Origin of the sequence: Enterococcus gilvus ATCC BAA-350, from assembly GCF_000407545.1 — a bacterium.
GTDB classification, from domain to species: domain Bacteria; phylum Bacillota; class Bacilli; order Lactobacillales; family Enterococcaceae; genus Enterococcus_A; species Enterococcus_A gilvus.
In genome coordinates this window covers 1-11,633 of sequence record NZ_ASWH01000002.1, presented here as the reverse complement: position 1 = coordinate 11,633, position 11,633 = coordinate 1, and the positions used below count along the sequence as shown (strand labels likewise).

The 11,633-nt window shown below is 39.7% G+C and carries 12 protein-coding genes and 2 pseudogenes; 8 read left to right on the top strand and 6 right to left on the bottom strand.

Going from position 1 to position 11,633, the window contains the following annotated elements; all coding sequences use genetic code 11:
* Window positions 1–80: 80 nt before the first annotated feature.
* Window positions 81–917 carry a BglG family transcription antiterminator LicT gene (gene licT, locus I592_RS15140; RefSeq protein WP_044926647.1) on the bottom strand — a complete coding sequence of 279 codons (837 nt, stop codon included), beginning with the start codon at window positions 915–917 and terminating at the stop codon, window positions 81–83.
* A gap of 599 nt (window positions 918–1,516) precedes the next feature.
* On the opposite strand from licT, the pseudogene I592_RS15135 reads away from it, so the two are divergent.
* Both I592_RS15135 and I592_RS21060 read left to right on the top strand, forming a co-directional pair.
* Window positions 1,517–1,900 (top strand): annotated as a pseudogene (locus I592_RS15135) (hypothetical protein).
* Window positions 1,901–1,952: 52 nt separating this feature from the next.
* Window positions 1,953–2,501 (top strand): DUF2922 family protein, encoded by a 549-nt coding sequence (locus tag I592_RS21060; RefSeq protein WP_010778823.1) that lies wholly within the window; start codon window positions 1,953–1,955, stop codon window positions 2,499–2,501.
* A 34-nt stretch (window positions 2,502–2,535) separates the two neighbouring features.
* Here I592_RS21060 and I592_RS15125 read toward each other — a convergent pair whose 3' ends face one another.
* Together I592_RS15125 and I592_RS15120 are read right to left on the bottom strand one after the other, a co-directional pair.
* A complete protein-coding gene (locus I592_RS15125; protein ID WP_010778824.1) occupies window positions 2,536–3,618 on the bottom strand; it encodes a DUF871 domain-containing protein in 1,083 nt (360 codons plus the stop codon).
* The gene (locus I592_RS15120) at window positions 3,615–4,508 is read right to left on the bottom strand and encodes a BadF/BadG/BcrA/BcrD ATPase family protein (RefSeq protein WP_010778825.1); all 894 of its coding nucleotides are present in this window, start codon (window positions 4,506–4,508) and stop codon (window positions 3,615–3,617) included. Before I592_RS15120 ends, I592_RS15125 begins: the two co-directional genes overlap by 4 nt.
* A 179-nt stretch (window positions 4,509–4,687) precedes the next feature.
* On the opposite strand from I592_RS15120, the gene I592_RS15115 reads away from it, so the two are divergent.
* From I592_RS15115 to I592_RS15100, 3 genes are all read left to right on the top strand, one after another.
* On the top strand, window positions 4,688–5,551 hold the full coding sequence (locus I592_RS15115) for a MurR/RpiR family transcriptional regulator (RefSeq protein ID WP_010778826.1): 864 nt from the start codon (window positions 4,688–4,690) through the stop codon (window positions 5,549–5,551).
* Between the two features lie 184 nt (window positions 5,552–5,735).
* Window positions 5,736–7,034 carry a PTS sugar transporter subunit IIC gene (locus I592_RS15105; RefSeq protein ID WP_010778827.1) on the top strand — a complete coding sequence of 433 codons (1,299 nt, stop codon included), beginning with the start codon at window positions 5,736–5,738 and terminating at the stop codon, window positions 7,032–7,034.
* Between the two features lie 30 nt (window positions 7,035–7,064).
* Window positions 7,065–7,346 (top strand): hypothetical protein, encoded by a 282-nt coding sequence (locus I592_RS15100; RefSeq protein WP_010778828.1) that lies wholly within the window; start codon window positions 7,065–7,067, stop codon window positions 7,344–7,346.
* Window positions 7,347–7,504: 158 nt separating this feature from the next.
* On the opposite strand, the gene I592_RS15095 is transcribed toward I592_RS15100, so the two are convergent.
* Both I592_RS15095 and I592_RS15090 read right to left on the bottom strand, forming a co-directional pair.
* Window positions 7,505–8,095 carry a GNAT family N-acetyltransferase gene (locus I592_RS15095; RefSeq protein WP_049944368.1) on the bottom strand — a complete coding sequence of 197 codons (591 nt, stop codon included), beginning with the start codon at window positions 8,093–8,095 and terminating at the stop codon, window positions 7,505–7,507.
* Between the two features lie 528 nt (window positions 8,096–8,623).
* Window positions 8,624–9,091 (bottom strand): hypothetical protein, encoded by a 468-nt coding sequence (locus I592_RS15090; protein ID WP_010778830.1) that lies wholly within the window; start codon window positions 9,089–9,091, stop codon window positions 8,624–8,626.
* Between the two features lie 367 nt (window positions 9,092–9,458).
* On the opposite strand from I592_RS15090, the gene I592_RS15080 reads away from it, so the two are divergent.
* The 3 genes and pseudogenes from I592_RS15080 (at window position 9,459) to I592_RS22295 (ending at window position 10,560) form a co-directional block, all read left to right on the top strand.
* On the top strand, window positions 9,459–9,743 hold the full coding sequence (locus I592_RS15080; protein WP_010778831.1) for a transposase: 285 nt from the start codon (window positions 9,459–9,461) through the stop codon (window positions 9,741–9,743).
* Between the two features lie 23 nt (window positions 9,744–9,766).
* Window positions 9,767–10,369 (top strand): annotated as a pseudogene (locus I592_RS21290) (IS3 family transposase); the annotation flags it as partial.
* Window positions 10,369–10,560, top strand: coding sequence for an IS3 family transposase (locus tag I592_RS22295; protein WP_099046865.1), 192 nt, complete (start codon window positions 10,369–10,371; stop codon window positions 10,558–10,560). The pseudogene I592_RS21290 and the gene I592_RS22295, both read left to right, overlap by 1 nt.
* Window positions 10,561–10,771: 211 nt before the next feature.
* On the opposite strand, the gene I592_RS15070 is transcribed toward I592_RS22295, so the two are convergent.
* Window positions 10,772–11,590 (bottom strand): hypothetical protein, encoded by an 819-nt coding sequence (locus I592_RS15070; protein WP_010778833.1) that lies wholly within the window; start codon window positions 11,588–11,590, stop codon window positions 10,772–10,774.
* Window positions 11,591–11,633: the final 43 nt, after the last annotated feature.

The window sequence follows — 11,633 nt, the reverse complement described above, 5'->3', positions numbered from 1 at the left end:
ATTTCAATTTGAGCATAAAAAAATACCTAAATGTCCCTTTTCAGAACATTCAGGTATAGCCTGCATTATCAGTAACAATCCTATTCGGTAGTTATTCTTTTTATGTGGATAGTTAAATAAATCAATTCATCTTCTTCCAATGGTCGGCCGAATTCTTTACTCACATATTCACTAATTTTTAGCGAACAAGCATATTCCTTGGGAAAGCGTTCCTTCAAGCCAAACATGAAACTTGCTGTACCACTGTCATCCAACTTCGTGCCATTGAACAAGCGCTGTACAAAAAATTTTAAGTGCGTAATAAAACGCTCATAATTCAGCGAATATTCATCTAAGTCTATTTTGAAGTGATACTTAATGATATTCAAGACATTTTGAATGATTTTGGTCATCTCAGAAACTTGGTTCATCTGATTCATATCTAATTCAGCATTAACGATATGAAAAGCAATAAAACCAGCTTCATCTTCAGAAAATTTGATCCCTAAGCGTTGTTGAATAATATTAAGCGCTTCTTTTCCAATCAAAAATTCATGATTATAAAAACGTTTGATTTCCCAAAGCAGGCCATTTTTAGTTTCCATGCCTTGTTCGTAACGTTCAATTGCAAAATTAATATGATCGGTCAAAGTTAGGTTTAGATTATCACTCAACCGTTTGCCTAATGATGCTCTCGCGAAGCTGATGATTTCATTTGCCACTTGAATATACTCGATTGGGATAGAAGCAAGTAACTGGGTTAATTTATTGACGTTCCACTCTTTAGTGCTGAGATAGACTTTTTCTATCTTCGCTTCATCAATAATGTCACCAGCCTTCTTCTTAAAACCTAGGCCTTTTCCCATCACAACAATTTCTTGTTGATCAGCATTTTCAGAAATGACAATATTATTGTTGATTACTTTTGCAATGTACATATGGTTACCCTTCAAGATAAAGTTTAGGTCTAGCCCACGTAAAGCGGTAACAATCCATAAGCACATAATAGCATGATAAAAAATATTTTGTCAATTTCTGTATGAATTCTTACTTTCTTGAGTTTTTTTGATTAAATATCAGATTCGTTACTTTTCAATCATTAGCCGCATTTTTTATATAAAGGTTCTTAAAACAATTGAACCCTTTTTAACTTCTCCACTAGATTACCATAAACTGTCGTACTTAAAACTTTACCTAGCGACACCTATCTTACGGCGGAGTTCTCAAAAAATTAATTACTTGGTCATAAGCTGATTGACTAGATACAAAATGTTCGGTCGAAAAGTAACACCCTCCTCTTAAAGAGAAAAAATAGAAAATCGAGGAATTCGCCAAAATTACATTTGGGGCTCAAATTTGCAGGGTTTTGGGCGGTCTTTTTTTCAAGAAGGTTGATATCTCAGCTTTTCGTAAAAATCGAAGACGGTTTTTCGTGCAAATTTGAGGGCGATATGCAAAATTGGCGGTTTTGACGTTTTTCCGATTTGTGGCGTATGGTTGATTCATCAATTGATATGAAACCAAAGGAGACGATACGATGACTGAGACACTTTTGACACACCGCCAGCTTTTTTCCATGACGCCGAAGAATCTTGAGAAGCGAATCTCGGAGCACTATTACAAAACGCAAAACAGCAGTTTGACGATCCAGTACGCATTAGCGCTGCGTGTTCGCTGCACGTTGGGCGCACAGGAATTCAAGCATATTCTGCGGAATCTTATTCGTGAGCTTTTTTTGACAACGAAAGCGACGCGAACGATGAAACGATTCTTCTATTATTTCTAGGACTATTTTATGGCACCGGAATGGCGAAGCTTGAAGCTGCGGGTATTTCCGCTGCGGAATTTTGGCGAGAAGGCGGTGACGTTAGTTCGTTCCCTTATCTCGACTATCCGTCCTGATGAAACGAACGAACCTTGATGAACGTATATACTGCCCCTACCCCGACCTAATAAAGAAAGGAAGCGAAGAGATGAACCACAAATTAGTCGCAACATTTACCAACGAACACGGCAAACAACACAATTGGACTTACAAAGGAATAGATACCGCTTTGCCTGCGGAGACCATCAAAGAAGCCTGCGAATTATTGACGAGCTTAGATATTTTTGAACGGGACGGCGTGAAGTTTTTTGATTCCGTCGTCACTGCGAAGATCGTGACGACGATCGAACACGAGATTTTTGACCGAACGACGGATTCTTCGGAGGAAGCGGAGGAACCGACAGAAACGACGTGCTGTGCTGCGAGTAAACGCGTGGAGGCTGTGGAAGTGCCTGCGTTTGCGGTAAATCACGAGAATCAGCCCGAATTTCCTACTGTCACTTTGCCAACTGCTCCCTTGCCTCAGCAATCATCCAGTGAAACTTTGTCCGCATCACCTGCGGCTTCCGTTAAAACTAGCCCGACAGAAGCGACGAGAGCGGCGATTTCAGCTTATCCAACGAAGGATTCCCCGCCAAAATCGCGGAAACGCCTCCTCTCCAGTCTCTTACGGCGAGAAAAACGGCATCCTAAATAGCTCGTATCATTTAATGGCTTCCTTCAAGAACCAATCAGCTAAATTTAAATTTGGTCCAAGGTTTCAAGTAGTTAAGGAGTGCCAGTTCCTTCTCTGCAATCCGTCCAATTTTATTTTTGCGGTCATCTTTATGCGGGTTCAGAACAATCTGTAGTTCATTTTTATAGATACCAAAACGATCATTGCCGATCACGACATCTCCAAATTGAAATTCTCCATCGGCGTCGTGAGGAGGATTCGCCTCTCCCTTATAAATAACACGTGATTGCGTAGACCGGGCGACCAAAGCGTTGGTGTCCCCACGACGGAAATGCTGCATCTCACAAGCGATTTTCCATTCTAGCTCAGTCGTAGTTTCTAAAAAATCCACCTTCAGTTGAAGTTGATAACGGTCGACATCTGCCAAGGCTTTCAATTCCTCTTCCGTTGCGTATGCATTTCCGATAATGACATCATCGATCAAGCCGGTCGCAAATAATTTTTTTGCTTGTACGTCGATGGGCAGATAGCGGTCACTTTCTAAGGTAGGCAAGCCATCATTGACATTCCAAGGCCCCTGCTCCCCATGCTGACTTGCGACGAAAGCGGCCGTATGAATCCCATTCTTTTTAAAGCGTTCGCTGCATTCCAAGAAAAATTCCTCAGTTAATCCAGTGCCCACTTGCGGGTAAAAATTGTGACAACCGAATAAATAAGGTTTATTGGCTTGATAACTCAAAATATTCTCAAGATACGCCACATCATTACTCATATTCAATTCAATGATCAGCCCATAAGGATTGTAACTGATCAGTGCTTCGGTATTGCCATCAAATCCTTGATCCAAGCGAATCCCATCGACACCTAATTCTGCAAAAAAGCGTAGATCCTGATAACTGATTTTCAATTTTTCAAAAATACGGGGCGAAATATCGATGATCGTCAGATAGCCTAAATCTTTTGCAACGGCAACGATTTTAGTGAATTTCTCTTTAGTTGCAGGAATATCCTCAGCCTCGAGCATACTCATAAAGAGACGGGAATAGCCGTATTTTTTTCCAAGCTCTAAGTACTGCTTGTCCTTTGTAAAATCGCTGTGGTCGGGATAAATCGAGAGTCCTAATTGTCTGAATGTCATGATTGCTCTACTCCTTCATAATAAAGTACCCCTGAAGCATTACTTCCTGTTAAAGGAATAATGGTTACTTCAGGATAGTGTTGTTTAATTGTGTGTTCAAAACTTTTTTGAACAACTAGATTGTGTGTCAAAACTGAGCCACTGATAGCGATCTTGCTTTGACTTCCTATTGACCCCGCCCGATCTAATATATCTAAAGCTTGTTCTGCTAACTGCTCTCCAGATTTTTTCATTATTGCTTGGAATGCTTCGTTTTGATCACCGTGTTCGGCAAACTTTTTTCCATAAGCAGCCAGTTCGTTGCGGGAAAGACGATTGAACAAATGCACAGCTTCAAAAATATCCTTCACACCGATAATCGGTAAAATCAATGCCGTCAATTCCCCCACCTGTCCTCGGTCCGCCTCTTTCAACATCCCTTTAAACGCCTGCCGTACTAGATCATAGGCACTCCCTTGATCCCCTAATAACTGTCCCCAGCCGCCCGCACGATAAGGTGTCTGATTAAAGCGACCCAAAACGATCGAGCCTGTCCCCGCAATAACCAATAGTCCATTAGACCCTTGCAGACCTTTCAACAGTGCGAGTTCAGCATCGGAAAGCACGATAGTTGGTCGCTGTACTTTTTTTTCAATATATTCAGCAAGTTCTTTCTGATTTCCAGCGCTTTGACTACCCGCAACACCAGCTAAGATCAATTCGCACTTGTTAACTGGTAATTCTTCAAAGAGTTTATCTAAAGCAGCCAAAATATTTCTCTTTGTCTGGTTAGTATCAACGAAGCTGTTTCCAGGTCCGGCTGTTGTCTCGGCGATCAATTCTTTATTTGATGTATATGCTTGAGCGGTAATGTGCGTTCCGCCACTATCAATTCCAATTTTATACTGCATAAATTTTTCCTCCAAAAAACTTGACATGGAATAAGAATACGTTTACATTATATCTGAAATGAAATTTTATTTCAATAACATTGAAGAAATGAAATCGAATTTCTAAAACGGGGAATGAGAAGAAAGATGAAGAGAAGGAGGTCAATAGATTACGGTAAGAGAGCATGGGAGGAACAAGAATGCCGATTTTTGCTAAAATTCAAGAACAAAAAGATGCTTTTTCAAAATCCGAGTTAAAAATCGCGCAATTCATTCTGGATCAACCAGAAGAAGTGTTGAAAATGACCGCGCAACAAGTGGCGACAGCGGCCAATTCAAGCAGTGCGGCAGTCATTCGTTTGTGTAAACGATTGAAGGTATATGGATTCCCGCAACTTAAAATTGAATTATCCGCGGATTTAAGCAGCGGGGAATTAAGTCAAAAAATACAACCAGAAGTACGAAAAAATGAGGCAATCCATTCAATCAAAGAGCGATTATTACTAAACGTTCAAAGTTCATTAGCTGAAACCGTAGAAGAACTGGAAGATGCGCAAATCAGTCAACTAAGCCAATTAGTTGCTCGGACGACGCGTTTATTGGTTTTTGGCGTAGGCGCATCGAATTTAGTCGCTCAAGATATCGCCCAAAAGTGGGGAAGCATTGGAACGATCGTCAGCACGTTTAATAATCTAAACGACATCCTTCCAATAGTGGCAAATGCAAACAAGGACGATCTCTTGTGGGTCATATCGAATTCAGGCGAAACGCCAGAAGCGGTACATGCGCTGAAGATTGCGAAAGAACAGAATGTTGCGACCATTACGATGACCAAAAAAGGCAGCAGCACAATCTCTGAACTCGGGGACATTGACATTCACACGAGTCAACCGATCGAGTTACCAGGGAAGATCGCTGCAACAGATTCGCTGATGTTACAGTTTATGGCTATTGATATTATTTTTTACGATTATGTCAGTCGATATTATGAAACCAGTATTTCCAAATTAGAGCAATCGTCAAAACTAGTGAAAAACTATAAGAAAAATTTCTATAAAAAATAAAGAATACAGAGTTGCAAAAAAGGATGCCAGTCCAACTTTTAACAGTTTATCAGTTAGAACGATCCCAATCTTTTTCAAGCAGACAAACAGGAACCCTCCTAGTTGGATGGTATACGGCTTGAAAAGCAAACTTATTTTTCTGACAGGAAAAATAAATACATTAAAATGAAAAAGGAGACTTACCATGGATAGATTCATGAAGATCATTGAAGAAAAACTTGTGCCGCCAATGTCTAAATTAGGGACACAACGACACCTATTAGCAATACGTAATGGGGTCGTGTCGACGTTGTCTCTCATTTTGATCGGCAGCTTCTTTCTAATTTTTGTAAATATTCCTTATAAACCAATCGCAGATTTATTGGCCCCTTATAGTGAAACCATCGCTCTGCCCTTCCGCATGACGATGGGATTAATGGCTATCTACGCGACCTTTATCATGGGATCTGACCTTGCGAAATCCTACAAGCTTGACCCGACAACCGGTGGAGTGTTGTCCTTGGGTGCCTTCTTCATGTTACAGATGCCTGTGAATGTGACCACGCCAGCAGATGCACCGTTAGGATTCGTTTTGCCAATGGCATCATTAGGTGCTTCCGGCATGTTCTCTGGTATTTTAGCAATGATTTTCTCTGTTGAAGTGTACCGTTTCTTCACCAATAAAAAAATCACGATCAAGATGCCTGAACAAGTACCACCGGCAGTCGCACGTTCTTTTGAAGCGTTGATCCCCGGAGCCGTTGTGCTGATCACGTTATGGATCATTCGCGATATCATCGGATTCGATGTGAATTCTGCACTGATGGCCATGTTCAAACCAATCACTGGTTTGCTAGGAAATAACCTGTTCGGTGCTTTACTGCCAATGTTCTTCATCCATTTATTGTGGTCATTCGGGATACACGGGATGAGTATTGTCGGGTCGGTCATCCGTCCAATTTGGCTAGTAATGCTAGATGATAATGCAAAAGCTCTTGCCTCAGGAACACCTGCGACAGAGCTGCCTTATATCGCACCGGAACAATTTTACCAATGGACAGTGACCATTGGCGGAGCAGGTGCAACGATCGTAGTTGCTGTGTTGTTCCTGTTCATTTGTCGGTCAAAATTTTTAAAAGAAGTCGGACGCTTCACCTTGATTCCCGGGATTTTTAATATCAATGAGCCGATGATGTTCGGTGCACCAATGATTCTGAATCCGTACATGTTCATCCCCTTCAATCTAGTACCGTTAGTATTAACGACGATCTCCTATTCCGCCATAAAATTCGGTCTTGTCAACGGGTTTAGCACCTATCAAGCGTGGACGCTGCCCGCTCCGATCGGTGGCTTTCTGAGTGCCGGAAATGATTGGCGCGTCGTGGTACTGATCCTGGTGAACTTACTCGTTGCGGGAATCATTTACTATCCATTTGTAAAGGCATATGACAAAAAGATGGTTCAAGACGAAATGGCGCAAGTTGAAACAAGTGCTGCTGAATAACTCGTTTTTCGAAGAAAGGATGGCGAAACTATGTATTGGTTTATCGTATTTGCATTTTTCTTAGTGGTATTGACGATCAGTCAGTTCTCATTAAACAAGTTGGAAAAAAAAGGAGTTCGAGTTCATCGTTGGATCTGGGCATTTGCTTCGTTTCTAATCATGATCATTCCAAACATTTTGCTGCCTCATTTATCTGAACAAGTCAACATCTTCCTATACGCATTGTGTGCGGTTTTCGCGGTCAATTTCATGATCGAACAAAGAAAATATGTAGAAGCGATGAACCAGCGTTTCCCCACACAATCGAAATGAAGGAATCAAATGAACCAGATGCACTGTAGACGGTCGGTAATTTGATCTTCCCTGTGATGTAACCGGTGTTTAGTGAGGGTAAGCTCTTACTATTTTAAGAATAAAAATCTGTTAGTTGACCTTGAAGTCTACTAACAGATTTTTTTATTTTCCTTAATTCATCCAAGCCTTTTTTGTCTGAGATTTCCTGTGTACAGTCCATCTACACAAGTTCCTACATGACGGTAACCTAACTCTGAATAATAAGTATTCAAAAACGAATTATCTTTTGCACAATCTAAGCGAACAGTCCTATGGTCTTTTTCCGCCTTCATTTCAATAAATTTTAATAGCAATTTCCCTAAACCCGGTTTATTTAATGCCGTTGCAAGATGATGCACATAATAGGATGGTTCTTTGCTGACCTTCTCCCATCTTGGGTCCTCTGTAAACAGCGCCGCAACTCCTACTATTGTCCCTTTTGATCTTGATCTGAGTACAAATAGTTCCCCTTGTTTTACAAGTTTACAGAAGTAGGATTGAGGGTATACGTCGAAGTATTTGGTTTCGTTCCACTGATGGATCTCTTCCTTGTTCATCCACTCAATTCTGTCTTCAATTATTTGAACTATGTCAGAAACATCTATTTCTAAGGCCTTCTCAAAATAATAATCCATGATATCATCCTCTGTTCTAAAATATTCGGCAATTATAGCCTCATTTTTTACATTCAAACGCTCTTCGTTTCTTGCTATTTCGGTAGTTATCATTCCATAATAGCACTATTTTAAAGAAAACAATTAGGTTTTTGAGGGGGAAATCAATCGAATTTTTTATGAATGCTACTCATAAGTATTGACGAGGGATTTCGCTACAGGTTTAGTGTAACTAATAGGTTCAAATTACGAGAGCACTTGCCAAACACTCGATAGCATCAACAAGGACCACATTTCTATTGACTCGAAATGTGGTCCTTTTGCCTTTGAGAGATTTGGGTTACTGCGTTAACTGAATATAGCGATTTCCTGGTGAATAGGCGTTCAGGTTTAAGAAGAGATTGCTGTAGTTTTCTCTTGCTAAAATATAGCCAACAGTAACGGTGGCTGTTTCGCCGGGAGCAATGGGTTGTTCCTCTGGGTCTGCTTCGACGACAAGATCATCAACGATTTTTCCAACCGTTGTCGGTAATGGACTTACGGAGCCGGCTATATAGCGGTAAGAATCTGATGAATCCTTTTGAACCAGAGTCGTCTCTTTCGGTAAATCCGTAATGGTCGTTCCTTCTTTGGCTAACTGTTCTATCTGCGGAAGTATAAGTCCACCATCAATCGTTTCTTCCTGTATATTCTTGACTTGAGTTCGATTTCTAGGTATTTAGGTTGTATGTCCACTTCTCTGATTTTTTTATTCGTGGTATTTTTTCCATCACCATAGCTGTATTCTGTCGCTGTGATCGGTTGAAGCGTGCCTTTTTTGTCCCATTTTTCGCCAAATTCCTGTTCAGTATACGTTCCTGCTTTCACTTGCTTCTTTAAGATCGACAAGTATTTCGGAGCGATCGTATCGCTAAGTGTTACCTTGGTTGCAGTGATTTCTTGCACGGGCGTACCGTAGATATCCATCGTTTGGATCGCTTCATTGAGCTGGACGACTTCCTTTTTGTTGTTGCTGTCTAAGATCATTGGGTCAACAGTTCCCATCCGTTCTGCTTCATCCTCGGGAGTCAGGTATTCGATCGTTTCCGTCGCTTCTTCCTCGGTTGCCACATTGACAAGGGAAAGCTGATCAAGGACCTTCGTGATTTCTTTTTCCGAAATATCGCCATAGCATTTCAGCTCAACAAACTTATTTTGCTGTTCAAAGAATTTTCTCGCTACTCTCTACTCTCGCCTCTAACTCCTCAAAAGGGTCTAATTGTTCAAAGAGATACGCGGAACCCTTGGAAAGCTTGATTTCCTTATAATTTCTAACGTAATCATCACTAACGGTATCTTTTTGGTTTAGCTCATACAGTGTAAAGGTGATACCTCGTGCATTATACAACGCTTCTAAATAGTCATCACTATCTGAGGACACGGGCTATGATACACTTTTCTTGACTACCTGTTACGTTACCGGAAGGAATGAACTCTATTGAGAAAAACATATGATCGTGAATTTAAACTAAAGATTTCACAGGATCTCCTTGAGAAAAAAGTAACTACCAAGGGAATCGCTGAAGAATACAATATCTCTCGTCCAACCATTTCCCGATGGGTTTCAGAATATCGTCGATACGGGAAAAATGCTTTTGCTGGAAAAGGAAAAAGATTACCTGATAAAGCAGATTTCTACATTCTTGAACAAAAAAATAAACGGCTAACAGAGGAAAATGAAATTCTAAAAAAGTTCGACACGTTTGTGAAGCAAAAAAAGTAGTTCGTTTTGAGTTTGTTCACAAACATCATCAACAATATTCAATTCAAACTTTGTGCAGGATTTTAAATGTAAGTAGGCAAGGATATTATTTATGGCGGAATCGTCGCCCCAATAGGACTCAACTCCGCCATGATTTTTTAAAACAGAATATTAAGCGAGTGTTCTACGAACACAAAGGTCGATACGGATCTCCAAGAATCGCTCAACAACTTTACGATGAAGGAATAGAGACTAATAAACGTGTTGTGGCGGTCCTTATGCGTGGAATGAATTTATGTGCAAAAGGATTTCATCGACGCCAACCTTCTTATGGCAGAGGAAAAGCAATCGAAGAAATAGTAAAAGAAAATTTATTGAATCGACAATTTGAACAGAGCCAAATTGATGCTGTTTGGGTGACAGATATTACTTACATTCCTTGTAATGACGGTCGCCTCTATTTGTCCACCTACATTGACTTAGCAACTCGTATTCCACGTTGCTATATGCTGGATTCAAACATGAAAAAAGAAATTGTCATCCATCCATTAAAAATTTATAAAGGAGAATTGCCTGCGGTAATTCATTCCGATAGAGGTAGCCAATATCGGTCTCTTAGCTATCAAGAGCTGTTGACAATGCGGTAATCGAATCGTTTCATCGATCGATCAAACGAGAATTAATCGAACCCAATAAGCATAAAAGTAAACTAGAGATGAAGGTGTTGATTCAAGATTATTTAGAGGACTATTATCCAAATAAAAGAATCCATACAAAATTTATGATGACTCCTCGACAATTTGAGGCGAAGAAAATAAGTAATCTAACCGAATGTTAACTAAAATGTTGCAGGCCCCAAATTAACTTATCTTTTTGTTCATAAAAGTCTTGCCATTCCAACAAAATCCCTTAACTTAATGTCCAGTTTTTCTTGACATTTCCACCCCTTAAGTTAGATTTTCTGGTCTAACTCAAGGGGCGCACTTCATCACTTCTCCGTAGCTTTTTCTTAGTAATCCACTTTGATATATCCAACGCACCGACACAGATTATTTCCCTTTTTCAGGTAAAACTACACCGAGATCAAACGCAATCTTTGTAATTCTATCCCTGGTTTCTTCGTATTTGTAATTTAGATTGATCACTCTGTAATAGGTTCTGCGTGTAATTGCTAACTTGCTTATTGCTTCAGTTATCGGAACACGTTCCTTTTCTTTATAGATAAGCAATAACCGTTCAATTTGCTTATCGGTCAATTGACAGCCACCACGTCTCTTACTATCAAGGGTATTTTTTTTATCTTCTGGATTCAGCCCTTCCCCCGTTCTTTTCTTTTGGTGAAAAAATGGTTTTATAGTTTCTAACTCCCTAATCTTCTTCTTTTGAACGAGTATCTCACTTTTTAAATTACTAATCTTTTTATTATACACTTGAGCAGAGTTCGCAATTTTTTGATCACTATCATATTCTTTTAAATCGAGAATTTTCTTTTTTCTATTTAGCTGATCCTCTAAATCTAACGCTCTATTATAAAACGCTATTTCCTCTTCACTTCTTTTTTTCAATTTTCCTTTCACTCTTTCGAGTTCATTTTCTAGTCTATCTGCTCTCTCTTTTTCTTCATTACATTCCCTCTCGAGTTTTTCAATTCTTTCTTTATATGTTTTTTTATTTTGGAGGTGAATCTTTCTTAACTTCCTATTTTCTTTTTTCAAGCCTTCTGCCACGTCTATCCATGAAAATAAAAGACTATGAATCTCCTCATCACTTCCAGCATATATCATAAATCCTGGTCCATTTTTTTTAGTTAATTTCAGCAACAAGTCATAAGTATTTTCCTTCTTCTTGTCTGCGTCATCATCCCTCATACCATTCACCCTCTTATGTATCTTTTATATTAATATAAAAGAT